Origin of the sequence: Brevibacillus sp. HB1.1 (assembly GCF_013332445.1) — a bacterium.
Lineage (GTDB): Bacteria > Bacillota > Bacilli > Brevibacillales > Brevibacillaceae > Brevibacillus > Brevibacillus porteri.
The window spans coordinates 168,794-194,749 of record NZ_JABMIV010000001.1 but is presented as its reverse complement, the minus strand read 5'-3'; the positions used below and the strand labels follow the sequence as shown (position 1 = coordinate 194,749).

27 protein-coding genes are annotated in these 25,956 nt (G+C 48.5%); 23 read left to right on the top strand and 4 right to left on the bottom strand.

Features of this window, described 5'->3' with window-relative positions:
- Window positions 1-11: 11 nt before the first annotated feature.
- Window positions 12-1,376 (top strand): aspartate aminotransferase family protein, encoded by a 1,365-nt coding sequence (locus HPY27_RS00865; protein WP_017249117.1) that lies wholly within the window; start codon window positions 12-14, stop codon window positions 1,374-1,376.
- Between the two features lie 171 nt (window positions 1,377-1,547).
- Here HPY27_RS00865 and HPY27_RS00860 read toward each other — a convergent pair whose 3' ends face one another.
- Entirely contained in the window at window positions 1,548-1,877 is a 330-nt protein-coding gene (locus tag HPY27_RS00860; RefSeq protein WP_017249116.1) for a MazG nucleotide pyrophosphohydrolase domain-containing protein, read from the bottom strand.
- 95 nt (window positions 1,878-1,972) lie between these two features.
- Here HPY27_RS00860 and HPY27_RS00855 point away from each other — a divergent pair, with 95 nt between their 5' ends.
- From HPY27_RS00855 to HPY27_RS00845, 3 genes are all read left to right on the top strand, one after another.
- Window positions 1,973-2,554 (top strand): LOG family protein, encoded by a 582-nt coding sequence (locus HPY27_RS00855; RefSeq protein ID WP_017249115.1) that lies wholly within the window; start codon window positions 1,973-1,975, stop codon window positions 2,552-2,554.
- A gap of 166 nt (window positions 2,555-2,720) precedes the next feature.
- Window positions 2,721-4,022: a hypothetical protein gene (locus HPY27_RS00850; protein WP_174224163.1), complete on the top strand. Its 1,302-nt coding sequence runs from the start codon at window positions 2,721-2,723 to the stop codon at window positions 4,020-4,022.
- Window positions 4,023-4,208: 186 nt separating this feature from the next.
- Complete coding sequence (locus tag HPY27_RS00845) at window positions 4,209-5,468, top strand: hypothetical protein (RefSeq protein ID WP_174224162.1); 1,260 nt, start codon at window positions 4,209-4,211, stop codon at window positions 5,466-5,468.
- Window positions 5,469-5,478: 10 nt separating this feature from the next.
- Here HPY27_RS00845 and HPY27_RS00840 read toward each other — a convergent pair whose 3' ends face one another.
- Complete coding sequence (locus tag HPY27_RS00840; protein ID WP_017249112.1) at window positions 5,479-5,907, bottom strand: hypothetical protein; 429 nt, start codon at window positions 5,905-5,907, stop codon at window positions 5,479-5,481.
- Window positions 5,908-5,916: 9 nt separating this feature from the next.
- Window positions 5,917-6,399: a hypothetical protein gene (locus HPY27_RS00835; protein ID WP_371813495.1), complete on the bottom strand. Its 483-nt coding sequence runs from the start codon at window positions 6,397-6,399 to the stop codon at window positions 5,917-5,919.
- A 216-nt stretch (window positions 6,400-6,615) separates the two neighbouring features.
- Between HPY27_RS00835 and HPY27_RS00830 the strand changes: the two genes are divergently transcribed.
- From HPY27_RS00830 to HPY27_RS00805, 6 genes are all read left to right on the top strand, one after another.
- Complete coding sequence (locus HPY27_RS00830; RefSeq protein WP_174224161.1) at window positions 6,616-7,962, top strand: NAD(P)-dependent oxidoreductase; 1,347 nt, start codon at window positions 6,616-6,618, stop codon at window positions 7,960-7,962.
- A gap of 15 nt (window positions 7,963-7,977) precedes the next feature.
- On the top strand, window positions 7,978-9,255 hold the full coding sequence (preA, locus tag HPY27_RS00825) for an NAD-dependent dihydropyrimidine dehydrogenase subunit PreA (RefSeq protein ID WP_174224160.1): 1,278 nt from the start codon (window positions 7,978-7,980) through the stop codon (window positions 9,253-9,255).
- Window positions 9,256-9,345: 90 nt separating this feature from the next.
- A complete protein-coding gene (gene hydA / locus HPY27_RS00820; protein ID WP_173623591.1) occupies window positions 9,346-10,731 on the top strand; it encodes a dihydropyrimidinase in 1,386 nt (461 codons plus the stop codon).
- Window positions 10,732-10,765: 34 nt separating this feature from the next.
- Complete coding sequence (locus HPY27_RS00815; RefSeq protein ID WP_017249107.1) at window positions 10,766-11,656, top strand: nitrilase-related carbon-nitrogen hydrolase; 891 nt, start codon at window positions 10,766-10,768, stop codon at window positions 11,654-11,656.
- Between the two features lie 89 nt (window positions 11,657-11,745).
- Window positions 11,746-12,258 carry a hypothetical protein gene (locus tag HPY27_RS00810; RefSeq protein WP_017249106.1) on the top strand — a complete coding sequence of 171 codons (513 nt, stop codon included), beginning with the start codon at window positions 11,746-11,748 and terminating at the stop codon, window positions 12,256-12,258.
- Window positions 12,259-12,364: 106 nt separating this feature from the next.
- Window positions 12,365-14,077 (top strand): methyl-accepting chemotaxis protein, encoded by a 1,713-nt coding sequence (locus HPY27_RS00805; RefSeq protein WP_174224159.1) that lies wholly within the window; start codon window positions 12,365-12,367, stop codon window positions 14,075-14,077.
- Window positions 14,078-14,143: 66 nt separating this feature from the next.
- On the opposite strand, the gene HPY27_RS00800 is transcribed toward HPY27_RS00805, so the two are convergent.
- Window positions 14,144-15,634 carry an NCS1 family nucleobase:cation symporter-1 gene (locus HPY27_RS00800; RefSeq protein WP_173623589.1) on the bottom strand — a complete coding sequence of 497 codons (1,491 nt, stop codon included), beginning with the start codon at window positions 15,632-15,634 and terminating at the stop codon, window positions 14,144-14,146.
- A 223-nt stretch (window positions 15,635-15,857) separates the two neighbouring features.
- Between HPY27_RS00800 and HPY27_RS00795 the strand changes: the two genes are divergently transcribed.
- The 13 genes from HPY27_RS00795 to HPY27_RS00740 all read left to right on the top strand — a co-directional run bounded on the left by HPY27_RS00795 (window position 15,858) and on the right by HPY27_RS00740 (window position 25,909).
- The gene (locus tag HPY27_RS00795) at window positions 15,858-17,468 is read left to right on the top strand and encodes an ATP-binding protein (protein WP_174224158.1); all 1,611 of its coding nucleotides are present in this window, start codon (window positions 15,858-15,860) and stop codon (window positions 17,466-17,468) included.
- 32 nt (window positions 17,469-17,500) lie between these two features.
- Window positions 17,501-18,154, top strand: a complete 654-nt coding sequence (locus tag HPY27_RS00790) for a response regulator (protein ID WP_069201640.1) — start codon at window positions 17,501-17,503, stop codon at window positions 18,152-18,154.
- A 147-nt stretch (window positions 18,155-18,301) separates the two neighbouring features.
- On the top strand, window positions 18,302-19,360 hold the full coding sequence (locus tag HPY27_RS00785; RefSeq protein ID WP_174224157.1) for a tripartite tricarboxylate transporter substrate binding protein: 1,059 nt from the start codon (window positions 18,302-18,304) through the stop codon (window positions 19,358-19,360).
- A 47-nt stretch (window positions 19,361-19,407) separates the two neighbouring features.
- Window positions 19,408-19,875, top strand: coding sequence for a tripartite tricarboxylate transporter TctB family protein (locus tag HPY27_RS00780; protein WP_017249100.1), 468 nt, complete (start codon window positions 19,408-19,410; stop codon window positions 19,873-19,875).
- A 17-nt stretch (window positions 19,876-19,892) separates the two neighbouring features.
- Window positions 19,893-21,419 carry a tripartite tricarboxylate transporter permease gene (locus HPY27_RS00775; RefSeq protein ID WP_017249099.1) on the top strand — a complete coding sequence of 509 codons (1,527 nt, stop codon included), beginning with the start codon at window positions 19,893-19,895 and terminating at the stop codon, window positions 21,417-21,419.
- A gap of 109 nt (window positions 21,420-21,528) precedes the next feature.
- Window positions 21,529-22,119, top strand: a complete 591-nt coding sequence (locus HPY27_RS00770) for a GNAT family N-acetyltransferase (protein WP_017249098.1) — start codon at window positions 21,529-21,531, stop codon at window positions 22,117-22,119.
- 94 nt (window positions 22,120-22,213) lie between these two features.
- Entirely contained in the window at window positions 22,214-22,630 is a 417-nt protein-coding gene (locus tag HPY27_RS00765; RefSeq protein ID WP_017249097.1) for a DUF3054 domain-containing protein, read from the top strand.
- Window positions 22,631-22,685: 55 nt separating this feature from the next.
- Window positions 22,686-22,817 carry a hypothetical protein gene (locus HPY27_RS30285; protein ID WP_017249096.1) on the top strand — a complete coding sequence of 44 codons (132 nt, stop codon included), beginning with the start codon at window positions 22,686-22,688 and terminating at the stop codon, window positions 22,815-22,817.
- An 83-nt stretch (window positions 22,818-22,900) separates the two neighbouring features.
- Complete coding sequence (locus tag HPY27_RS00760; protein WP_106833256.1) at window positions 22,901-23,263, top strand: hypothetical protein; 363 nt, start codon at window positions 22,901-22,903, stop codon at window positions 23,261-23,263.
- Entirely contained in the window at window positions 23,247-23,870 is a 624-nt protein-coding gene (locus tag HPY27_RS00755) for a thiamine phosphate synthase (RefSeq protein WP_174224156.1), read from the top strand. Before HPY27_RS00760 ends, HPY27_RS00755 begins: the two co-directional genes overlap by 17 nt.
- A gap of 3 nt (window positions 23,871-23,873) precedes the next feature.
- Window positions 23,874-24,536 carry a thiamine phosphate synthase gene (thiE, locus tag HPY27_RS00750; RefSeq protein ID WP_174224155.1) on the top strand — a complete coding sequence of 221 codons (663 nt, stop codon included), beginning with the start codon at window positions 23,874-23,876 and terminating at the stop codon, window positions 24,534-24,536.
- An 87-nt stretch (window positions 24,537-24,623) separates the two neighbouring features.
- Entirely contained in the window at window positions 24,624-25,532 is a 909-nt protein-coding gene (locus HPY27_RS00745; protein ID WP_069844785.1) for a hypothetical protein, read from the top strand.
- A gap of 86 nt (window positions 25,533-25,618) precedes the next feature.
- Entirely contained in the window at window positions 25,619-25,909 is a 291-nt protein-coding gene (locus HPY27_RS00740) for an antibiotic biosynthesis monooxygenase family protein (RefSeq protein ID WP_007727197.1), read from the top strand.
- The last annotated feature ends 47 nt before the right edge of the window (window positions 25,910-25,956 follow it).

The following is a 25,956-nucleotide window of genomic DNA, read 5'->3' as shown; positions in this document are numbered from 1 at the left end:
AGGATTGCGCGATGGAGCAAGGACAAGTGACGAAAGATTTTGATAAAGAGAGCTTGCTGAATGCCGACCGTTCGCATATGTGGCACCATATGTCCCCCTACAATCCCAATCCGATGATCGTAACGGAAGCGAGCGGGTCGTGGATCACGGATATCGACGGGAATCGGTACCTGGATGGAATGTCTGGATTGTGGTGTGTCAACGTTGGCTATGGCCGACAGGAGCTCGCAGACGCCGCTTACGAGCAGTTGAAGCAATTGGCTTATTTTCCACTCACACAAAGCCACGTCCCTGCTATTCGTCTATCCGAGAAGATCAGCGAATGGCTTGGCGAGGAGTATCGCGTTTTCTTTTCCAATAGCGGCTCTGAAGCGAACGAGGTCGCATTCAAGATTGCCCGTCAATACCATCACCAGAACGGGGAGTCGGGTCGTTACAAATTCATTTCGCGACATCGGGCTTACCACGGAAATACGATGGGGGCTCTTGCTGCAACGGGTCAATCCATACGCAAGGAAAAATACGAGCCATTAGCACCAGGCTTCCTTCATGTACCGCCGCCTTACTGCTATCGCTGTCCGGCTGGAAAATCGTACGGCAAATGCAATCTGGAGTGCGCCGAATATTACGATCAAGTGATCAATTGGGAAGGCGAAAAGACAGTGGCAGCGGTCATCATGGAGCCGACCATTACCGGGGGAGGCGTCCTCGTGCCTTCGCCCGAATACATGCCAAAAGTGCGGGAAATCTGCGATAAGTACGGCGTATTGATGATCGTAGACGAGGTCATCTGCGGATTTGGTCGCTCAGGTCAAAAGTTCGGCCACCAAAATTTCGGAATCAAGCCTGACATCGTGACCATGGCCAAAGGTATTACGAGCGCCTACCTGCCACTTTCCGCAACGGCTGTGCGGGCAGAAATCGCAGACAAATTCAATGAGCAGGGGAATAATTTGCATTTCCGTCATGTCAATACGTTCGGGGGCAATCCGGCGGCATGCGCGCTTGCCCTGAAAAATCTCGAAATTTTAGAAGAGGAAAAACTGGTGGAGAGAGCGGAGGAGCTCGGTGCAGAATTGCGTGCCAAGCTGGCGTTTCTCGCAGATCATCCATACGTTGGAGACATTCGTAGCTTTGGCTTCCTGATGGGGATTGAGATGGTAGAGGATCGCAAAACGAAGGAACCCGCGGCGCCAGCGAAATTAACACAGGTGATTGCCGAGTGCAAGAAGCGTGGGCTAATCATCGGTCGCAATGGCGACACCATTCCGGGCTTCAATAATGTGCTGACACTCTCGCCCCCGTTTACCACGACGAGTGATGATATTGATTTTATTGCACAGGTTATGAAAGAAGCCTTCGATACATTGGAGTAGGAGTAGCTTGGACGAAAAGACGAATAGATGAAAGCAGCGGCAGACTAGGAGATGCGAAAAACCTAGGCTACCGCTGTATTCATTCAACGATGAAGCTGGAAATGAAAAACAAGATGCTCCATAGCTATCAAGTAGCTGATTCCATCTCGGTCATAATCCTCCTGCATGTTCTTACTCAGTCTCCGATTTTTGATAGCGCTTTTGCAGCTTTGCTCGATGTGCTTCCAATATCTCTTCAAAAGGAACCTCGTATTGGTTTGCCAGCAAGATTAAATTCCCGAGTACATCGCCCAGCTCTTCCACCAGCTCCTGCCGAGCTTCCTCTGCGGGCTTTTCCCCTTCATCAGGACGATCTCGGCCAATTTCAATGGCGCGTACAGCTCTTGCCAGCTCGCCAGCTTCTTCCATCAGAAATCCTACACGAATAAACGGACCATACCCAGTCCAGCCACGTTCTTGATAAAAATCTCCGACCCATTTTTGAAACTCAGTTATATTCATATGTATCTGTCCCTTCCTGATTTTAGTATAATTATATTACACGCAAAGAAATTCTGGAAAAGCCATTCTACTTCAACAAGTTTTGGGAGGATGACATGAAACGTATTTGTGTTTATGCAGGTTCCAATCCGGGTGTAAATCCACTTTTTGAGCGGTACGCACAGGAGTTGGGAAAAGAACTGGTCGCTCGTGATCTTGAATTGGTCTATGGTGGTTCTAGCATGGGACTGATGGGACGCGTTGCAAATGCAGTTCTGGAAGGTGAAGGCAGAGCAATCGGCGTCATGCCTACCGGATTATTCCGTGGAGAAATCGTACATAAAGGGCTGACAGAATTGCATGAGGTCCTGACGATGCACGAGCGCAAAGCGAAAATGATCGATTTGTCTGATGGCTTCATTGCTTTGCCGGGCGGATTGGGTACCTTTGAAGAAATTTTTGAAGTGGTGAGCTGGGGTCAAATTGGCATTCACCAAAAACCAATCGGACTGTTGAACGTGGATGGCTACTATACGCCGTTGATGCAAATGGTGGAGCATGCGACTGAAGCCGGATTTATTCCCGCTATGCAGGGCGAATTGATCCTGTGCGAGAGTGATCCCGCTATTTTGCTAGATCGTATGCGAGATTACACACCGCCAGTGAAAGTAAACAAATGGTCGGAACTGGAAAAATAAGAACGAGTAAAAAATAACCCGAAGCCTCCAATTGTGGGAGGATTTCGGGTTATTCTAGTTATTGACAGGATGAATGCAGGAGTGTTAATGTAGTTGATTATATACCTAGTAAACACATGGGAATAATATTAATATGATTCGTCTTCATACGTCAGGAGGATTCTTCATGAACAGATCAGCGAAATGGCTACAACTCTCCACTTCAGCTGCCGTACTCTCAGCGGCGCTCGTTTTTCCAACTGCAGTTGGTGCAACAACGAAAACAACGGTAGAAGCACACGTAGAGTGGAACAGCTTTTTGCAGCAGCAATACGGTGTGACTTTTGACAAGACGGTAACTCGCGAGCAATTTGAGAAAGCGTTGCTCAAGATCGTATCTACTACTACAAGTATATCGGAAAAAGACTTGTCAGCCAAAACTTTCTTGCCTGAATCCAAAGATGCCTCCAAGCTGGTTGTATGGGAAGCGGTAAGCGCTGCTGCAAAAGCTGCTGAGTTAAAAGAACTCGGGTATACATATAGCGAGGAAAAAGTAGCGGCTGCCTTGAAAAAAGCAGGGATTTCGTATAAAAAAGGCGGCACGCTTACCTTGCAGGCGGCACAAGAGCTGGCTGTAGCAATTGACACAGGGCTTGTGTCCGCCAATGCTTTGAAGTCAGCTTCTGTAGAAGGGGCAGTATCCGCAGAGCTTGCGAGTCAATTGCTAGCAAAAGTAGCAGAGTTCCATGGTTCTGCCAAAAACTATCTGGGCACAATTGCCGATGCAGAGATTTTTGGCAAGCTCGCACAGGCGTGGAACGAATCGCAAATTATCAAGGCTGGTGAATTGCAAGAGCTCGTAGACAAAGGCTTGAAGAAAAACCTGATTACTGGCTACAATCTGAAGGATGCCGCATTCGATCCTCATTTTGATCCACAGCGCACGATTACGTATGGGCATAGTGATATTGCTCACGCCATTCAATTAATCGGCCTGTTAAAAAGTGAAGGCGTAAATGCCAAGGTTCAATTTGAGCCGAAGACATCTGCCTTCATTTACTTGAAGGAATGGGGAGAGCCCGTTCAAACAGCCGATTATCAAGTGGTTCAGATTGAAAACGGCAACTACATTGCGTACGCCAAGGAGTACGATCTCAGCTTGGAATTCGACAGTGCAGAAGAGAAAGAGAAGTTTCAGCCACTTGTTTTGAAATATGCTAAACGGGATCAAGAAGACATGACCGGATTGCTCAAGGCTTCTTGGTGGCAGCCGCTTTATCATTCCCGCACGGAGCTGGCAGATTATGCTGTCATTACGAACAACGTGTTAAAAGATGGTCGTTATGTCGTGCAGTCTTTCTCCCTGAATGAAGAATCACCAAAAGTCGTGGAAGGCTTCCAAAAGCTGAATGACAAAGTAAAGGTAGAGACATACAAATTTTGGGTAGATCAACCGTTCTTTCATTATCTCAACGGCGAATCGAAGTAAATATCGTGCATCGAAAAGCGTCCTTCCCTTCACAAAGTCGGGGAAAGGACGCTTTATTCTATTACATGGATAATGGATTGAAAAATCCATTTAGCGGATCTTGTCTATTTCTGGTATAATTTAGGGATAATCGTTGTTTTATGGCGATGGTTGTATAGTCATGCTGATAGTTTGGGAGGGAATGAAGTGAAAAAGAAAGCGATAATGCTACTGTTGTCCAGCTGTTTGTTTGCTTCGACAGCATTCGCAGCAAGCGCATCAACGACATTGCCAAGCACGCCGCAAAGCGGTACGGGAACATCCGTGCAGGCACCAGCAGATTTGTCAAAAGGGCTGCTCGTGAATACCTTCACTTCCCATCAGTGGAAACAAGATTCGCTTACGAAGCTACTGGGGAAATCCGTGAAAGAATTTGATGATTATGAGTATTATTCACAAGGAATCAGCATGAAGTGGAACGAAAACAAGCAAGCGTTTGCCGTTCTCGTTGAACCTTCCTATAAAGGCGAAGTTGTAAAAGGGATTACGACCGCTACTAGAAAAGACGAGATCGTCCGAGTCTTGGGTAAGCCGCATTTTTCCGATGAAAAGCTTGAGTTGATTGGCTATGCGGAACAGGGCTATCACTTGTTTTTCACGTTTGCTCAGGATAAAGTAAAAGCCATTTCGATTTATCGTCGTGATCAAATCGCTGATACAAAAGTACTTGTTGATATGGCTAAAAATTTGCAAGACTATGGTGAAAAATTAGGGGCACCCGCTCAATATGCTGATTTTTCTATCTTTGGTGCATGGGGTAAGCCGGATTTTTCGTACCACCTCAGAGGAATCGGTACATACGCGTGGGAGTATCCATCCAGAGGGATTGCCTACGATGGCATGCCAGATGATGCAACGCTAACCATCTACACTAATTTTCCGGGCAAAGACAAGCTCGCTGATTTGAAAAACGTAAAAAACATTGTCTTTTCCAAAGAAGATTCCCTGTTCTTGATCGAAAAACTGAGAATCGAAACGGAAAAAGAAAAAATCGAATTGGCGAAAAAAGCTGGAATCCCATCACCAGACAAGAAAAAAATCGCGGTGATTGATTCAGACAATTTGTACAATACCGCGAATATTCGCTTCTATCAGCCAGACTACACACCGCAAGCCCAACTATTTCCAGGTTATTTTATCGATGAAGTAACATGGCTGGACAACAACTGGATCTTGTATCAGACAATGATGGGTGTGGGAGTTTATCATGTTACTACCCATGAAAAGATAGAAATTGTAGGAATGGAGAAAAAGGCAAACGAGCCGTTTGATATGTTGGATGTCAATACAGTCAAGCCTGATCTGACAAAAAAAGCAATTGTGTTTGAAGTCAGCATCAAAGAGAAGAATCAGACTTACACGGTTCGCTATCAAATCAAGGGCGACAAAATCACGTTTACCTGGTAGAGAGCAGGGACTATCGTTCTTTTTTAGCGATGATGGGCGTGCTGGCTGCTTCCTTTTCGGCCAGATACGACCGCATGCCACGAACGAACAACTCACGAAGGACTTCCTGCTGCGTTTTGCTGCTGACGAGAGAGCGAATGAGCTCCAGCTCAGCGACCAATTCTGAATCAAGGTGAACGTTGACAGTCTTCCCTTTGGTTCGCGGGTGCAGCTCGTAGTACTCCGCTGATTTTTTTACGATTCCTTCGATGACAACAGCTTCGTTCAACCATTCCTGGTCGGGGAAATATAAGCATGGTGCTTCTAAAATAATATGGGTCAGTTCTTCGCTAAATCGTATGGCGAGGGTCTGGCCCTTTTTTTTATGCAAGTCGCGGATTTGTCGTGATCTCTCTTGATTGGCAACTGTATTTTCCAGCGTGATTACGGCCAGTTCCATAGTGCCTCCTTACGGGATGAGCAGTTCTTCTTCTGATACCGACAACAATACTTCTCCCGTTTTTTCCAATTGGACTTGGTAGGTGAAGTGCTGATCGCTTCGCTCGACGGAGGTGATGATTCCCCAGCAGCATGTGCTATCTCTTGTGAGCTGGACACGATCCAAAACCTCGTAGCTCGGGCGAAGATACCCTTTTTTATATAGATAAGTGAGCACGGATTCTCGAGGAAAAAGAAATCGTTTGTTTCCTTGTTTACTGACCAAAAGGGGGAAGGTCTCCCGTTCGTCTATCCAATCCCCTAAATAGCCTTGATCTGCCCAGCGTTTGACGGTAGCCATACTGCCAGCACGACCAGCTTTGGTCTCCAGGATGTCTAGTATTTCACGTGAAGAGAGAAACGCTTTGCGCCTTTCGAGTTGTGTCAGGTAGTTTTTGCGCTCGGTTTCCAATTGGTTGAGAAGCGCATGTGCATCCGCGATTTTTTGTTTCACTACCCTGATCTCCAGGTCGTAATCCTTCATACGGGACGGCCCTTTCTTCCTTGTTTGTTTTTATCCTATTCGAACATGAAATCATTCATGTCAATCCGAGCAGATTGATTTCGTTTCCTTGCTAGGCAAATACGAAATGTAACAATCATAAAAAAACGATTTCGCACATTGATTAATAGCAAGCATGTTTAGATCTGGTGAGGAGGTTGTGGACAGATGAGCATTCCCAATGAGCTCGCGAAAAATTTCGCAGAAGTCGTGCCTGCCCTAAAACCGATGGAAGCCATCCATGAGGCAAATCGCTGCTTGTATTGCTACGACGCACCCTGTATTAAGGCTTGTCCCACGTCGATTAACATCCCTTCCTTCATCAAAAAAATTGCGACCGGGAATTTGTTCGGATCAGCCCGGACTATTATGGAATCGAATCCTGTCGGGGCGAGCTGTGCGCGCGTATGTCCAACCGAGGAGCTATGTGAAGGTGCCTGTGTACTAAATTCAGCTTCCAAGCCTATCATGATCGGTCTTCTCCAGCGTCACGCGACAGACTGGGCAATCCAAAATCAAGCAACGCTTTTTTCAAAAGGCGAAGCAAATGGAAAACGGGTAGCCATCGTCGGAGCGGGCCCAGCCGGATTATCAGCAGCACGTGAGCTTGCGCGTCTTGGCTACGCGGTTACGGTATTTGAAGCAAAGGAAAAGGCCGGAGGATTGAACACGTACGGCATCGTTTCTTTCCGTCTGCCGCAGGAAATATCGCTATGGGAAGTAGAGCAAGTAGAGGCATTGGGGGTAGAGATACGTACCAATACGCGAATCGGCGTGGATGTAGCGCCAGAAAAGTTATTAGACCAGTATGATTCCGTCCTGTTGGCAACTGGTATGGGCAATGTCCCTCAGTTGCATATCCCGGGAGAAGAACTGAGAGGTGTCCTCGATGCCATCGCACTCGTGGAGGACACCAAGACCAAGGGACTATCAGACGAAATGCTCGGTAAAAAAGTCGTCATCATCGGTGCGGGGAATACGGCGATTGACGCTGCCACCTGCTCGAAACGGCTGGGTGCAGACAATGTTCAGATTTTGTACCGACGGACCGTTCAGGAGATGTCCTGTTATCAGTTTGAGTACGAATTCGCCAAGCAGGATGGCGTAGAATTCCGCTGGCTCGTTGTCCCAACGCGTATATTGGAGGAAAACGGCCGAGTGAAGGGATTAGAACTAGTGCGAATGGAGCTAGGTGAGCCGGATGAGAAAGGAAGAAAGCGTCCAGTAGAAATTCCGGGCAGTCATTTTGTCATCGAAGTCGATTATGTCGTCAAAGCGATCGGACAAAACAGACATTTGTCCTTGATTGAATCATTTGGGCTCCAACACCGAAATGGGATTGTCGAGGTCGAGGAAGGCACCTATCGAACCTCCCATGTCAAAGTTTATGCGGCGGGCGATGTCATTTTTGGTGGAGGCAAGACAGATGCGATGGTAGTCGACGCAGCCAATCATGGAAAACGAGCGGCTCATGCCATCCATCAATCGCTCAGTGATCAAAAACAGCCAGTATAAAGGAGGAGACCTATCATGGCAGATCTCAGCATTAATCTGGCGGGAATCCAATCCCCGAATCCATTCTGGTTGGCCTCTGCGCCGCCGACCAATTCAGGCTACCAAGTACAGCGTGCCTTTGAAGCGGGCTGGGGTGGCGCGGTCTGGAAGACGCTCGGAGAGCCGATCATCAACGTCACCTCCCGCTTTGCAGGACTGAACTTCGGGGGACAGCGCGTCTTTGGTTTCAACAACATTGAACTGATTACGGACAAACCGCTTGAGGTCAATTTGAAGGAAATGGATGAAACGAAGCGCCGTTTTCCGAAGCACACGTTGATTGCGTCGCTCATGGTTGAACATAAACAGGAAGCATGGCACGAGATTGTCAAAAAGGTGGAAGCAATAGGCGTAGACGGTCTGGAACTAAATTTTGGCTGTCCGCACGGAATGGCAGAACGCGGGATGGGCTCTGCGGTCGGTCAGCATCCAGATTTAATCCGGCAACAGGTCGAATGGGTAAAAGAAGTCGCCCAAACCCCTGTCATCGTCAAGCTTACCCCAAACATTACGGACATTCGCTTTACAGCGCGGGCCGCCAGCCAGGGGGGGGCCGATGCCATTAGTATGATCAACACCATAAACAGCTTGATGGGGGTTGATCTCGACAAATGGCTGCCGATCCCACATGTAGATGGTAAAGGGGCGCACGGCGGCTATTGTGGACCAGCAGTCAAACCAATCGCCCTGAACATGGTCGCAGAATGTGCACGCGATCCCAAGGTTGGTATCCCGATCTCAGGCATTGGCGGAATCTCTGATTGGCGGGATACCGTTGAATTTTTGCTGATGGGAGCAACGGGTGTTCAAGTATGTACGGCTGCCATGCATCATGGATTCCGGATCGTCGAAGACATGATTGATGGGCTTAACAATTACCTGGATCAGCGTGGAATTGCGTCCGTGATGGATATTGTCGGAAAAGCGGTACAGACGTACTCGGATTGGGGCAATCTGAATCTGAATTACAAGGTCGTGGCGCGCATCCATGAAGAGACTTGTATCAATTGCAATAAGTGTCATATCGCTTGTGAGGACACTTCCCATCAATGCATTGACATTGTTGCTGATGCAGCGACGGGTAAAGAGCGCTTAGTCGTACGAGAAGAAGATTGTGTAGGCTGTAATTTGTGCTCCATCGTTTGTCCAGTGGAAGGAACGATCGAGATGGTCGAGATTCCGAGCGACAAAGCCCCTCTCAGCTGGAATCAGCGGCAGGCTGCTTTGGCTGCGGGTGGCAGCTGCGAGCTGTAAAGCAAGTCATGTTTTCGGCGTGGGGGGCATAGCGTGTACAAGGGAAGGCATGTCTACTCGGTGACGGGTTGAAGGGGAGATGATCATCGGATGAAAAAATGGATTCGAAATGGCACAGTCGTGACAGCGTCAGACACGTATCAGGCGGACATTTTGATCGAAGGGGAAAAGGTAGTCGCAATCGGCTCCAATCTGGATGGGAAAGATGCCGAAGTCATCGATGCTACCGGATACTATGTTTTCCCAGGTGGGATTGACCCACATACCCATCTCGATATGCCTTTTGGCGGAACGGTTACTTCCGATAACTTTTATACAGGCACGAAGGCAGCAGCATTTGGCGGGACGACGAGCATCATCGATTTTTGCCTGACGAATAAAGGGGAACCATTGCATTCATCCATTTCGACCTGGCACGAAAAAGCAAGGGGCAAAGCGGTCATTGACTACGGATTTCACCTGATGGTTTCCGATGCGAACGATCAAGTGCTCGAGGAATTAGGAGCAGTCGTACGAAATGAAGGGATTACTTCGCTCAAAGTATTCATGGCCTACAAAAATGTGCTGATGGCCGATGATGAGACGCTATTTAAAACGTTGGTTCGGGCGAAGGAACTAGGTGCCCTTGTACAGGTCCATGCGGAGAATGGAGACGTTCTGGATTATCTGATCAAGCAGGCGCTTGCAAAAGGGCAGACTGACCCCGTGTACCACGCTTACACCCGCCCACCTGAAGCAGAAGGAGAAGCAACGGGACGTGCGATTGCACTGACTGCACTGGCAGATGCCCAGCTGTATGTCGTGCATGTATCGTGTGCTGAAGCTGTGCGCCGAATCGCAGAGGCTCGCGAAAAAGGATGGAATGTGTACGGGGAGACGTGCCCGCAATATTTGGTGCTAGATATTACGGATCTACAGAAGCCGGGCTTTGAAGGAGCGAAGTACGTCTGGTCCCCTCCGCTTCGGGAAAAGTGGAATCAGGACGTCCTGTGGAGCGCGTTGAAAAATGGCATTTTGCAAACGATTGGCTCCGATCATTGTTCCTTTAATTTCTCTGGTCAAAAAGAGCTGGGGCTAGAGGATTTCACGAAAATCCCGAATGGTGGACCAATCATTGAGGACCGGATGCGTCTCCTCTTCTCGGAAGGGGTAGCAAAGGACAAGATCAGCCTTAATCAGTTCGTCGATATGACCTCTACAAAAGTAGCCAAACTGTTCGGGATGTTCCCGCAAAAAGGAACGATCGCAGTAGGCTCGGACGCGGATATCGTATTGTTTGATCCAATGGTGAAGCGCACGATCTCCGTTGAAACTCACCATATGAATGTCGACTACAATCCATTTGAAGGAATGGTGGTGAATGGCGATATCATCTCGGTGCTTTCGCGCGGGTCATTTGTCATTCGCGATCAGCAATTCGTCGGTCAAGCCGGGGCTGGACGCTTTGTAAAACGATCGACCTTTACAAGACCGTAATCTATGCGAGCGCAAAAAGGCGAGGAGGGCGACTATGGCAGATATCATTCGCATCGGCTTGATTCAGGCGAAAAACGATATCCATGGAGACGAACCGGTTCATTTGCACAAAGAAAAAGCCATTGAGAAGCATGAGAGGATGGTTCGGGAGGCGGCTGCCAAGGGGGCACAAATCATCTGTCTGCAAGAAATCTTTTATGGCCCGTATTTTTGTGCCGAACAGCAACCGAAATGGTATGAATCAGCGGAAGAAGTCCCAAATGGACCAACCGTGCAACTTTTCTCTTCCCTTGCCCGCGAGTTAGGAACCGTACTCATTTTACCTGTGTACGAGCGCGTGGGGATCGGTACGTATTACAACACTGCCGCTGTGATTGACGCGGATGGCACGTATTTGGGCAAATATCGCAAGCAGCATATTCCGCATGTCGGAGTGGGCAGCAGCGGGTGCGGATTCTGGGAGAAATATTACTTTAAGCCCGGCAATCTTGGCTATCCCGTTTTTGAAACCGCTTTTGCCAAGGTCGGGGTCTATATATGCTATGACCGCCATTTTCCGGAAGGCGCACGACTGCTGGGCCTGAATGGGGCGGAAATTGTATTCAATCCGTCTGCGACTGTCGCCGGCTTATCTGAATACTTGTGGAAGCTCGAGCAGCCTGCTCATGCCGTTGCCAACGGTTATTATGTGGCAGCGATCAATCGGGTAGGGACAGAAGCACCGTGGAACATGGGAGAGTTTTACGGACAATCGTACTTGGTCGATCCGCGAGGGCAATTTGTTGCCTTGGGGAGTCGGGATCAGGATGAGGTCATTCTCGCTGAAATGGACCGTAACAAAATTCATGAGGTGCGAGATACGTGGCAATTTTACCGGGATCGCAGACCGGAGACTTACGAAGATATGGTAAAGCTATTACCTTAATACAAGAGTGAGGGAGGTGCCGGATACGCACCTTCCTCCTTTTCACATCATTGGAAGGATTCCATCAGAGTCAAAAGGAGCGTTCAGGGATGAGGCAGATTGTATATCGAGGGGTCGAATACGGTGAGGGACTTCGCGTTGTGAAAGCGCAAAAGTATGAGAGGGCAGAACGTCGCCATTTTACAAACGGTGCGAGTGCAAAGGCAGTGTTTGGCGCTGGTGTTTACTTGGTGAGCAATCCGGAAATCGCCGCACAGTATGCAATTTGTCATGCAGAGACCAATGGGGAGAAGGCAGTTGTGTTGAGCCAGCAGCTACATTTGCAGGGTCTCGTTTGTTTGGACGAGCGCTATGGGGAAAATGAACTACGCATTGATGCATTGCGTGCTGCTTATTCAGAAGAGGAACTCGAACAGAGACAGAACGATATGGGCTATGAAGAGTGGCTGGAATGGACAGGCGATAAGGTGCGTGCGTATTTGATTGACTGTGGATACCGGGGGATTCGGTATCGGATCAGCCCGGAGCTAACGTATTATATTTGCTATGAGCCTGACGTTCAAATTGAAGAGATCGTGATTCTATCTGTGCTCGATGTGTGAGTAAGCGACTACGACTATCGACTTATTCGACAAACTTTGGTAAGATTAGACAATATTCGCGCTTTTTCTAGCTTACCTATTTGACAGAGGAAGGATTGCCGCAACGATGAGTCTATTACGTAACCTCAGCACCCGAGCCAAACTATTTAGCTTGATTGTGATGATGGCCGTCTTTTTGTGTGCTGTCGGATTCACCGGATTTTTTCATGTGCAAGTCTCAGGTGAACGCATGCAGGCCATGTATGAAGAGCAGCTTCTTCCCGTTAAGTGGATTAACGATTGGAGACAAGAAATCCGCGCGATTGACGGATTGGTCTATAAAATGATTCTCGATCCATCTCCTGCGGTCTTTGCTGAATACAAAACGGAACTGGACTTGCGGATGGAAACAGCAGACAAAACGTTCCAATATCTCCAAAACACGAAGCTGGATGCTCAAGAACAAGAAAGAGTGACGATGCTAAAGGAGCTTATCGAGCAGTATCGTAAAGACCAGGGCGAGGTCTTGAAAATGATCCAGGAGGGGAAAGCGGATCAAGCCTATTCGTTTTATCGTGCAACGGATAAGACGCTGAATTGGATTAATCAGGAACAGCTCGAATGGGCGAATTACAAATCTGAGCAGGCAGTCGCCATGCAAAAGGAAAACCAAGATGAGACTCAAGAAGCGATTACCTTCCTGATCGTAGTAGGCGTACTGTCTATCGTGATCGCTAGTGTATTGGGGTGGATCATCTCCCGGATGATCGCTGATCCCCTGCGAGTTGTTTCAAGCCGCATGCAGCAATTGGCAAGCGGGAATATGGCGGTTGCTCCCGTCACCAATGTGACTCGTGACGAGGTAGGTACACTTGGTACTGCGTTCAATGAATTGGTAACGAATTTCCGTTCATTGATTGAACAAGTAAAAGTGGCGGGTGAGCAAGTGGCTGCTTCCTCTGAGGAATTGTCTGCGAGTGCGGAGCAGTCCGCTTATGCAACAGAACAATCGATCAGCAGTGTGCAGCAAATCGCCTCTGCCTCCGAAGTACAGACGCAACGTACGCAAGAAAGTGTGCGTGTCATGGAAGAAATGTCGATTGCCATCCAGCGGATTGCCGATACGTCCGGAGCCGTTTCTGAATCATCGACGCAGGCAGCAGAGGATGCGGAGCAAGGAAGCATTCATATTCAGCAAGCTGTTGATCAGATGAATACGATCTCCGACTCGGTGAATCACGCAGCGGATCTCGTGCAACTGCTCGGCGTACGGTCAGAAGCCATCGGCCAAATTGTTGATGTGATTACTGGAATTGCTTCCCAAACGAATCTGCTGGCGCTCAACGCAGCGATTGAGGCGGCGCGTGCAGGAGAACACGGCAGGGGATTTGCTGTCGTGGCGGATGAGGTTCGTAAACTCGCAGAACAGTCAGAGGAATCTGCGCGCGAGATTGCGAGACTGATTGGGGAAATCCAGCAAGAAACCACGCAAGTCGTGCATGTCATGATGGATGGAACCCAAGAGGCGAAAAAAGGTGCAGAAGTCGTTCAAGAAGCGGGTGTCACCTTCCAACGTATCGTAGCGTCTTCTCAGGTGGTTGCAGGTCAAATTCAGGACGTGTCCGCTGCTACCGAGCAAATGTCGGCAAGCATACAGCAAGTCGCATCTGCTATGGATGAAATGAATCGCCTCGCACAGGAAGCAGCCGTACATACCCAAGGAGTATCGGCTGGGGCAGGAGAACAGCTTGCCAGCATGCAAGAAATCGCCCGTTCCAGCGCGAATCTGAATGAGCTTTCTCAAGAGCTGCAAGAGTCCATCAGTCAATTCAAATGGTAGAGTAAGTAATGAAACGAAAGACTGGCATACCCAATGGGGCAGCCAGTCTTTTTTGGTAGCTTGCTATTAGGAAGCAATCGTTTGTTTATTGTTTGCTGTAATTTTTTCATAATCCTTGGCACTCAAAATCGAAGCGTCGTTTTTCATCATCCACGTGTAGAGCACGAGTGAAATCAGTAGCCCGATAGTCCAAGCGTTGTCCCAAATAATGGATAAGCCCGGAATGTATTTACTTATAAAAGGAATCGCAATCCCGATTAGCATCGCCCAGATGGCTCTGCCATTAAAGCCCGTTTTGTAGGCGTAGATTCCGTTTGTTTTATACAACTCTGTTAAATGAATGCGCCGCTTGCGCACGAGCCAATAGTCGGCAATGGCTATTCCGTCGATCGGGCCTAACAAGGCTCCGTACGTTCCCAGCCATAAAAAGATGTAGTTGCCGAAGTTCTCTAGAATGTACCAAGGCTGCATCAAGAGAGACACGACCCCGGCGATGATGGCGCCGGTTTCATACGAGAAACGGCGAGGGGCCAGATTTTCCACTGCTCGGGCGGGAGCAACGATATTGGCCGCTACGTTAGTCGTCAATGTGGCAAGAATAATTCCAATCGTTCCAAGGAAAATGGCGAAAGGCGAGAATTTAGCCAACACGGCAGCAGGATCCCACAACGCTTCTCCGTAGATCACGACGGTAGCAGAAGCGACAGCAACTCCGATGAACGAGAAGAAACCCATCGTGGTTGGTAACGAAGAGGATTGTCCGATGATTTGAGCTTTTTGACTTTTGGCATACCGACAGAAATCCGGAATGTTGAGGGCCATTGTTGCCCAAAAAGCAATGGCTCCCGTCAATGCTGGGAAGAAGACCTTCAAGAATTCTGCGTTAGTAGTGAATTTCGAAGGTGCTGAGAGCATCGGTCCCCATCCGCCTGCTTTCGTAAGCGCCCAGACGAGGAGAGCCAAACTCATGATGATCAGGATGGGAGCAGCCCAAGCCTCCATTTTTTTGATCGCTTCGGGACCGCGATAAGCGACCCATACATTTAAGAGCCAAAAGCCAAAGAAGGATATCCAGAGATGTCCGGGAACATTCGCCCAGCCTGTCATCGACATCAAGAGCGTATCGATGGCAGCACCTCCGAACCAACAGTTGATGCCAAACCATCCAGCACCAATCAAACCGCGTGCGACAGCAGGGATGTGCGCTCCTTTGGAGCCAAACCAGAGGCGCGCAAAAACTGGATACGGAATGCCAAATTTCGTCCCGGCATGAGAGTTGAGAAGAATGGGAATAAGGACAATACAATTACCGAGAATGATCGTCAAAATGGCCTGCCACCAGTTCATACCCAAGGAAATTAACCCTGCCGCCATTGCATACGTCGGCAAACAGATCGACATTCCGATCCACAAGCTGGCGAAGTTGTAAGATGTCCAGCTGTGCTCTGCCGTCCTCGTTGGCCGAAGACCTTCATTATAAAGCGGACTGTTCTTGATTGCCTCTTCGCCTTCTTTCGTCAGGGTAACAATTCCATTTGATACCGTCTGCGTCTTCATTTCTTTCCCTCCTTTGCTATTCAAGATGTCTCGTATTCGGACAAGCGCCTTAGTTTGTCTTGAATACAAGTTGTAACATTATATTGGGGGAAAGAAGGCCTAATACCTGATTTTTCGTCGTAAAAAGACAACCCGCAACGACAAGCTTCGCCATTGACAATGGGAATGATTCTACCTTTTTTCCTAATTGGGATGGTAAGATGAAGCAAGGGGTGAGCGAGCTGTGACGACAAGCAAAATCCAAATGTCTTTGCAAACCAGAATGATCTTATTGATTACTATTATCATTATTCTGATTGTTTCGTCAGTTAGCACGGTGTTTTCTTCCATTGTTGCGTCTTCGATCGAAGAGCAGGTGGGCAAAAAAGCATTGAGTGTGGCGAAAATTGTTGCCAGCGATCCTGAGCTGCGTGGTGCTTTTTCAAGCGATTACCCTCCTGCGCTCATTCAACCCATTGCTGAAAACGTCCGGATGCAAACCGGAGCAGAGTTTGTGGTCGTGGGGAACCATGAGGGAATTCGGTATGCGCATCCGATTCTGGAGCGGATTGGAAAGGAAATGGTGGGAGGAGATAACGAGCCAGGGCTCTCGCATGGTCAATCTTACATATCGAAGGCGGTTGGCAGCATGGGACCATCATTGAGAGGGAAGGTGCCGATCAAAAATGAAAAAGGGAACATCATCGGAATCGTATCCGTTGGGTTCCTGCTGGAAGATATCGAGGAGGCCATTGACCTCTACCAAGACCGCATCCTGATCCTGACTCTTCTCGCCTTGTTGTGTGGTGTGGCTGGTGCGATTGCACTCAGTCGCTATTTAAAGCGCTTAATTTTGGGATTGGAGCCAGAGGAGATCGCATCCTTGTACGTAGAGAGAAATGCTGTACTGGAGTCAGTCCGCGAAGGCATCGTGGCGATTGACCGCAATAAGCGCATCACGATGATGAACAAGGCTGCCATTCGTATTCTGAACCTACCGGAAGAAGAGTTTCATCGCAAAGATATCGTGGAAGTGCTACCAGACAGTCGTATGCCAGAAGTTCTTGAATCAGGTGAGCATCAATTAGATCGCGAGTCCATTATGAGCGGAAAAGAAATCATTGTGAATCGACTTCCGATCAAGTTCGGAGGGAAGGTCGTAGGAGTAGTCAGCAGTTTTCGTCCCAAATCGGAAATTGACCAGCTAGCTTCTGAGTTGTCCCAAGCAAGGCGTTATGCGGATGTTCTTCGCGCCCAAACACATGAATTTCACAATTTGTTGTATACCATTTCTGGTTTATTACAGCTTGGCTCGATTCAAGAAGCGGTCGAGCTGATTACGAGTGAAACGTCCGCACAGCAAGAGATGATTTTGTTTTTGGCGAAGCAAATTCCAGATCCGTTAATAGGGGCATTGTTGTTAGGCATGCACAACCGGGCCAAGGAGTTGAAAATTCAATTCGTCATCCATCACGACAGTCACTTGAAGGAGCTCCCACCGACGATCAACCGACAGCAGATCGTGGTTTTATTGGGGACACTGATCCAAAACGCGTTGGAAGCGGTCAATGAGCCAAGCGTCGAGTACAAACGAGTGGAGTGTTACTTGTCTGACACGGGCGATGAGATCATGTTCGAAATCGAGGACTCGGGACCGGGAGTTGTGGAAGAATTGCGAGAAAAAATATTCGAGCACGGTTTCTCAACGAAAAAAGGCGAAGATCGCGGAATTGGTCTGGCCAAGGCGCACGGAATTATTAACGAATTGGACGGCTATATTCTCATTGGCAAAAGCGAGCTAGGAGGTGCACTTTTCACAGTATCCCTACGCAAAAGAATGGAGGTGGCGTCTTGAGAAAGCTGGAGGTTCTCATCGTAGAAGACGATATGCGGATTATCGATATCAACAAACGATTTGTCAGCAAGATTGAAGGTTTTGAAGTTATTGCTACAGCAACGAATGGGACGGATGCTAAAGAATTGCTTTCTTATACCCGCCCTCAACTCGTTTTGTTGGATGTGTACTTGCCTGACATGTTGGGAACAGAGCTGGTCTGGTTTATTCGGCAACATTACCGCGAAGTAGACGTGATCATGATCACCGCAGCCAAGGAAATGGAAATGGTACAGGAAGCGCTGCGAGGCGGAGTATTCGATTACATCGTCAAGCCGCTGGTTTTCGAACGTTTTCGTGAACGGTTAGAAAGCTATCGGGAGCACGTCATTCGGACGAGGGAAGCGGTCGAGGTGGACCAGGAAGTGATTGACCAAATGCTGACCAGAAGGCTGGTCGCCCCGAAAAATCGAGATGCCCTTGCACCAAAAGGAATTGACCACTTAACTTTGGAAAAAGTGATCGAGGCGATCAGACAGACGGGAGACAAGGGGGTCTCGGCGGAGGAAATTGGCCGCGAGATTGGAACCAGTCGAACAACGGCACGACGGTATTTAGAATACTTGGTCCTGGAAAAAAAAGCGCGTGCTGAATTGATTTATGGCACAGTTGGCAGACCGGAAAGAAAATATCGCTATCTTCCATAATGTTCCATGAACAATATGAACAAAAAGTGATTAATTTTCAAAATAGACCTTATGCACGAAAACTATTCCCCTAGCTACCGCGGTGGTACATTATGTTCAAGCGTGATAGCGCTTACAAATAAGCGGGTTGAGGGGGATATTTGTTTGATGAAAAGAAAAAAAGTGCTAATCACAGTGTCCACTTTTCTTACACTAGCATTGGCTGCTTGTGGTGGAGGTACTGGAAATACGGGAACAGCAAGTCCAGGAGCACAACCAGCGCAAGCGCCGCAGCCTACCGCAGAGGCATCCAAATACCCAGAAAAGCCGATCGTGTATGTAGCTCCATCCGGTGCAGGTGGGGGCTGGGATAAGACAGCTCGCTCGGTAGCAAAGGTGTTGGCGGAAAGCAAGCTGGTTACGGAAACCATCACGGTAGAAAACAAGCCGGGTGGTGGGGGAACCGTGTTCTTGGCTGAATATGTAAGCAAAGACAAAGGCAATCCTTATAAATTATTCGTTAGCTCTCCTCCTATTTTGATTAACAATAACAAAAAAGAGGGGAACAGCCCATTTGGCTACAAAAATGTCACACCATTGGCGCAAATGACGAAAGATTTCGGCACCCTCGTTGTGAAAGCGGATTCACCTCACAAGGACATCAAGAGCGTGCTGGACGCGATCAAGGCTGATCCAAGCAAAATTACACTGGCAGGGGGCTCTGCGCCAGGATCGATGGATCATCTGATCGGGGTATTGCCAGCAGCTAAATATGGAATTGATCCAAAAAGCGTCAAATACGTCTCGTATGATGGCGGCGGAGAAGCAATGGCAGCCTTGTTGGGAGGTAATGCAGATATCATTGCAACAGATGCTTCCAGCGTAGGTGAATATCTGAAAGCAGGTAAAATCCGCGTACTGGGCGTTACTTCTGATGAACGTCTCGGAGGCCAATTGAAAGATATCCCGACGTTAAAAGAGCAAGGCATTGATGCGACGTTCACGATTTGGCGCGGTGTCTTCGGTCCGGCTGATATGCCAGCAGACGCAAAAGCTTACTGGGATGCAAAGCTGAAAGAACTTTCCACGCATGAGACATGGACAAAAGAATTGGCTGCAAACGGTTGGGAAAGTGAGTACAAGGACGCTGCTGCTTTCTCAGCATTCCTGGACGAACAAGATAAGCAGGTCAAAGAACTGTTGACATCACTTGGTATGTCGAAGTAGGGAGAGGAGGGGCATCCCCTCCTTTTTCCACACCGTAGGAGGTATACATGAACCTGATGTTTGATCGTATCGGCAGCCTGTTTTTTGCGCTAGTAGGTGCACTCTTCATTGCTGAAAGTCGGAATATTTCGTCTAGTGCTTACGGAAGTCAGGTCGGACCGAATATGTTTCCATTTGGGCTTGGCGTCATCCTGATCTTGTTGAGCTTGCGACTGTTGTGGGAGACCTACAAGAAGGGCGTGGCAGCTTCCTCATCCGAGTCACAGAGTCCACTGCGATACAAGCGGTTTTTATTCATTTTGGCAGCGACAGTCTTGTATGTATTGGTGTTGGAGCAACTCGGTTATGTCATCTCGAGCTTCGCTTTCCTTCTGTACGCCTTCACTATGATGGGAAGTAAAAACATTCTTAAATCAGGAATCGTTTCCTTACTGTTTTCAGTAGGCGTTTATGTCATCTATGTGCATTTGCTAAAAGGTACGCTTCCAGGACTACCTGCCTGGCTAGGCGTCTAGGGAGGGGATAGATTAGCATGAGTGCATTGCAATTTTTGGCGGATGGTTTTCTCGTTGCCTTACAGTGGCATAATCTTGTCTTTGCCTTTATTGGCGTCCTGATCGGTACTGCGGTAGGGGTCCTTCCTGGCATCGGTCCAATGAGCGGAGTGGCGTTATTGATGCCCGTTACGGCTTCTTTGACTTCTGGCTTACCTCCTGAAAGTGCAGCGGCTAGCGCACTGATTTTGTTGGCAGGCGTTTACTACGGCGCGATGTACGGTGGTTCCACAACATCCATTTTGTTAAATACGCCGGGTGAATCCTCTTCAGTCGTTACGACATTGGACGGCTATCAGATGGCCAAACAGGGACGTGCTGGCGCAGCGTTGTCGATTGCAGCGATTGGTTCTTTTGTCGCAGGGCTCGTGGCATTGATTGCTCTTGTGTTTTTGGCTGATCCATTATCCGATCTTGCTTTGAAATTCGGCCCTGCTGAATATTTCTCCCTCATGCTTCTCGGCTTGTGTGCGGTCAGCGGACTGGGGGGGAAATCGATGACCAAAGCCCTTATTATGACAGTCATGGGACTCTTGCTTGCGACAATTGGGATGGATACCGTTTCAGGTGTGGCTCGGTTTACCTACGATATTCCCGATTTGTACCAAGGCTTGGAGTTCCTCACGATAGCAGTTGGGTTGTTTGCCCTTGGAGAAGTGTTCAAGACGATTATCGAAGACGATCAATCCACAAAGGAAATTATTAAAGTGGGGCGGGTACTGCCTTCCAAACAAGACCTAAAAGAAAGTGCCGGACCGATTACACGCGGCTCATTGCTCGGGTTTTTCATTGGTGTTTTGCCTGGTGCTGGCGCTACCCTCGCATCCTTCTTCTCGTATATTTTTGAGAAAAAGCTGAGCAAAGATCCTAGCCGCTTTGGAAAAGGAGCGATTGCAGGGGTAGCAGCACCGGAGTCTGCAAACAATGCTGCTTCTGGCGGTGCGATGATTCCACTATTGACGTTGGGTATTCCAGGGTCCGGTACCACTGCAATTTTAATGGGTGCATTATTGATGTATAACGTACAACCGGGGCCGCTATTATTCAGTGATCATCCGCAGATTGCCTGGGGCTTGATTGCCAGTATGTTTATCGGAAATGTCATGCTGTTGATTTTGAACATGCCATTAGTGAAAGTGTTTGCCAAAATCATTGAAACACCGTCCCATTTCTTGATTCCGCTCATTATCGCGATTTCCGTTTTCGGTGTGTACGCTGTGCAAATCAGTACGTTTGATTTGATTTTGCTCGTGATTTGTGGCGTAGCTGGCTATTTCCTGACGAAAAACGATTTTCCACTGGCGCCGCTCGTCCTCGGCCTTGTGTTGGGACCGATGATTGAAAATAACATGAGAAGAGCGTTGACCACCTCGAATGGCGACTTCTCGATCTTCTTCACGAAGCCGCTTTCCGCTGCTTTTCTGGTTTGTGCGCTTCTGTGGTTGCTGATCCCTCTCTTCTTAAAGCGCAGAGGGAAGCAAGTCATTATCAGTGAAGAAGCGTAACACCCTACTATTTGTCTTGACAGTGTCCTCGCGAGCCCGTATCATTGGAAAAATTTCGGGAAACTGTTCTGCTTGATGGATGAAGCAGAACAGTAGAGGAGAGACAGACATGTTAAACATTGAACCTGTTATCTTAGAAGGCAAGCTGGTCCGATTGGAGCCGCTCAGAATGACACATGTGGATGGAATCTGGGAAGCAGGCGCATACAAAGAGATTTGGCCGCATATGTCCGTTACCATTCGAACGAGAGAAGATGCTCAGGCTTTTATTCTGCAAGCTTTAGAAAATGAACAAGCCCAAACAGAATTACCATTCGTCATCATTCGCCAAGCAGATGGGCAGATCATCGGGAGCACGAGATTTTTAGGGATAGCGAAAAAGGATCGCGGATTGGAAATCGGGTTTACATGGCTGACCCCATCCGTCTGGAAAACGGGCGTCAATACAGAATGTAAATGGCTTCTCTTGCGTCACTGCTTCGAACAATTGGGGTGTATACGCGTACAGCTCAAAACAGATTCGCGCAATTTGAATTCGCAACGTGCCATTGCCCGAATCGGTGGCATTCGAGAAGGAGTCCTGCGCAATCATATGGTGTTGCCAGATGGATACATTCGCGACTCGGTATACTTCAGCATACTTGACTGTGAATGGCCAGAAGCCAAGCAAAAGCTGCAATTGTTGCTGTTTGGTGAATAAAGGCTTGGATTGATTGAAGGGCGTTCAGCGCATGTGTACAATAGGGGTGAACCAAGAGGGTTTACTCTGACAAGACCCGGAAAAGAGGGTATACATGAGACTGCGTTTGTCGCCACCGGGCTATTTATTGTTGCTCGGGGATCTGATCGCCTTTGTGCTTTTTGTTTATTACGGAAAAATCATTCATAGCTACCCTGTCACGGTCATGGGGATTATCGAAACATTAGCCCCTTTCCTGGTGGGATGGATCATCGCGATTCTGCTTTTCAAGAGCTACGGACAGCGAACGTATGATTCTGCGGGCCGACAATTGTTATCTGCACTGATTACGTGGACAGTAGCTGCACCAATTGGCTTACTGATCCGCTCCTGGTGGACAGGTGTACCGACTACGCTTATTTTTGCAGGTGTGACTTATTTCATTACGTTGGCCTTTTTGCTCGGGTGGCGTGTACCGTTCGCCATCGGATACGCGATCTACAAACGTAAGAGACTACTCGCAACCAGCTAATAAAGTGACCCGAATTGGTTACGCTATCCTATGAACGACTTAGGAGGTGAATCAATTGGGAAAGAACAACAACAGCAAGGACCTCGGAAAAAACCGTGGCAAAACGCTGGATGAAAAAGATCGCAACACAAATTTACGACAATCGAACCATAATGATCGAAATGAAGGAACTTCAAAAGACCGCTGAGCAATCAGCGGTTTTCTTCATTGATACAGGTCATGATGTGATATAATAGATTTTGTTTTTTTCTAGTGAGTGGAGGGAAACGTATGACGGAACCGATGCAGAATGTACAGCCGGTGACCTTGTCGTCACAGGCGTTTTTACTTTTGTGCAGACTATATGATGGCTGCTATGACGATTTGAAGCAAAATGAGCAGGTTCACGAACTCGTGGAGTCCATCGGTGATATTTTGCTGGCGGGTGTGGAGACATTGGAGAAACAGGAAGCCAAACCGAAAAATATTACCTTTCCACTTACCGTGCAGCAGGCATTTTTCTTGCGTCGGCTCGTGGTTGAGCTGTTGGCTCAGTCGCCGACGGACAAAGAAGACCGAACGACGCAATGGCTACAGGAGTGTGTGACAGCACTCGCTGGAGGCGGTGTCCAACCTGATGTCGAGCACTCGTGAGCTGCATGTGATTACGAGCGGTCGGCATTCGCTCGATGAGGCATTGCGAATGGCAGAAGCTGCTTATGCAGGTGGTATGAACTTTCTACACATACGGGAAAAGCAGCGTACCGCAAAGGAATGCATGGACTGGGTAAAGGCATTGGCGAATGTCATCCCCCTTTCGGCCTTGATGGTGAATGATCGGGTGGACGTGGCTGCTGCGTCAGGTTGTGCCGGTGCTCACCTGGCATACCATAGTCTGTCTCCTGCGGAAGCGAGAATGGTGCTGAAGAATGGTCAAAAAATAGGGCGTTCCGTCCATTCCGTGGAGGAAGCACAGCAAGCCATTGCCGCACAAGTCGATTATTTGCTCTACGGGCATATTTTTGCGAGTGGTTCGAAGTCAGGTCTAGCGCCAAGAGGAACAACAGAACTTGCGCAGATAACAGCACGATGGGATACACCGATCATCGGACTCGGTGGCGTCACACCGGATCGGACGGCGCAAGTTTTGAAAGCAGGGTGTGCGGGCATTGCTGTCTTATCGGGGATCACCGAAGCAACTGATGCCAAGTCAGCAGCCAGCGCTTATCGAGAGGCATTGGATCGTTGGGAGGGAAAATAAAGCATGCGAGATATACAAAAACTTCGGGAAAAGATGGGTGTCTACTTTGTCGTTGGTACGCAGGACTGCGGGTATTCCAGCGAAAAGACCGTGCAAATTGTGGAAGCAGCATTGCGCGGAGGAGTAGGCACGCTTCAGTTGCGTGATAAAGGAAGCAAGCTGACCGCTGAGGAACAATATGAGCTGGGCAGACAACTGCAACAGCTATGCCGTGACCATGATTCCGTATTTTTTGTGAATGACGATGTAGATCTGGCGATTCGCTTGCAGGCAGACGGCGTTCATGTCGGGCAAGATGACATGGCGTTGTCGGAGGTACGGGCTAAAGTCGGCTCCGAGATGTACATCGGTGTTTCGGCAGGTACGGTCGAAGAGGCGCTCACTGCCCAGAACGGTGGCGTTGATTGTATTGGTGTAGGAGCGATGTTCGCTACCCGTTCCAAGGCAGATGCTGGCGAGCCAATCGGACCAGATGGGCTAGAGGAGATCCGTAAGGCAGTCGGTCATGACTTGCCTATCGTCGGGATTGGTGGCATTACTTTGGAAAATGCTGCTGAAGTGCTTGCTGCCGGGGCCGATGGAGTCGCGATTATCAGTGCGATCAGCCAGGCCGATTCACCTGAAGAAGCTGCGCAAGCGCTACAGCGAATTGTACGATCTCGTTAGCACGGACAAAGCGACGATTACATATGGTAGGGTAATAGAAACAAACCAGGATGATGCAATATTGGTGATCAAAAGGAGGTGAAGCCGATGAAAAATCGGATTTACCGTATCGGATATGAATGGGTGAGCAAACGGGAATTGCTCGAGCGATTGTTCATGACCGATTGCATTCTTATCGAACACAAGCGAATGCATCCCCCACCGGAGGATCAAGATACGGAATTGCCACCAGAAAAGGAAGTTCATGCTGTTTTGGTTCGCAGCCAGCGCCGCCCGGGTGAATGGGTGACGTTTAACGGGCTATACGAAATACAGTCGAGAGAGCCCATCCCCTGGATAGATTCACCGCTGGAGTACCATCAATTCGGAGTAGAGTTGATTCCTGGCAATATTCGCAGGGAAAAGGCACCTCAAGGCAGGATACCCGCAAGAACCAAGCTGCAGATCGCAGCAGTGCGACAAGATACGGTATTTGTCACTGTTCCTGGGCATCCATCGCGGCGCTACGAAATGTCAATGGCTCACGCGCGTTTTGCCAAGGATAACCCGACAGAAATGGAAATGAAGCTGCAAGTATACGCTTTTCCTCCACGCAATGATATTTTTGTGGATTGGTTATTGAAAGAAGGGCGTAAAACAGGAATCATTACGCGCCCCAATCAGGAAAGGGTAGAGAAATCAGCTTTTCAGGTGTGGGAGGATCTACGCCAAGAATACGGCATTAGTGTCAGTGCGGCATTGATTGCGATTAAACAGGCACTCATTGTTCTGGATCGTGCTGGTGTCGAGACTGACTTCCCATACCCGGCCCAAGAACGATCGGATTTATCTTTGTTCAGCGAATCGGAGCGAGATGCCTTTTATTCCTACCAATCCGTTCGCTGCGCGATGGCCGCAGTCGCTGCGCTTCTGACGCTAGACCCCAAAGATCCATTGCAAGATACACTCTTGATGGATATCATGCTCGAGCAACAAATCAACCGCAGGCGCGAATAGCGTTTGCGGTTATTAGGTTTTTCACCAAAAGTAGTAGTATAATGGGAGTTGGTAGATGAACCCAATGAAAAGGATGTGTGACCATCATGTATGTATCCATGAACAGACTGACTGTACCAGCAGACTACCAATCCCATTTGGAACGCGCATTTGGTAATGGGGGAGAACGGATGAAGGAGGTTCCGGGTTTTTTGGAGTTCCTTTTCCTGGCACCAACGGAAGGTGACGAATACATCGTTTTTACGAAATGGACAGATGAGGAATCGTTTAAAAATTGGACAGAAAGCGAAGCTTTCAAGCGCGCGCATACAGGAACCAACCCAAATAGCCCGGTAAAATCAGATTTGCGCAATTACGCTGTCAAATCCCATTCATAAAGCGAAAGCATTTGTCTCTACGGGGGCAAATGCTTTTTGGATAATTG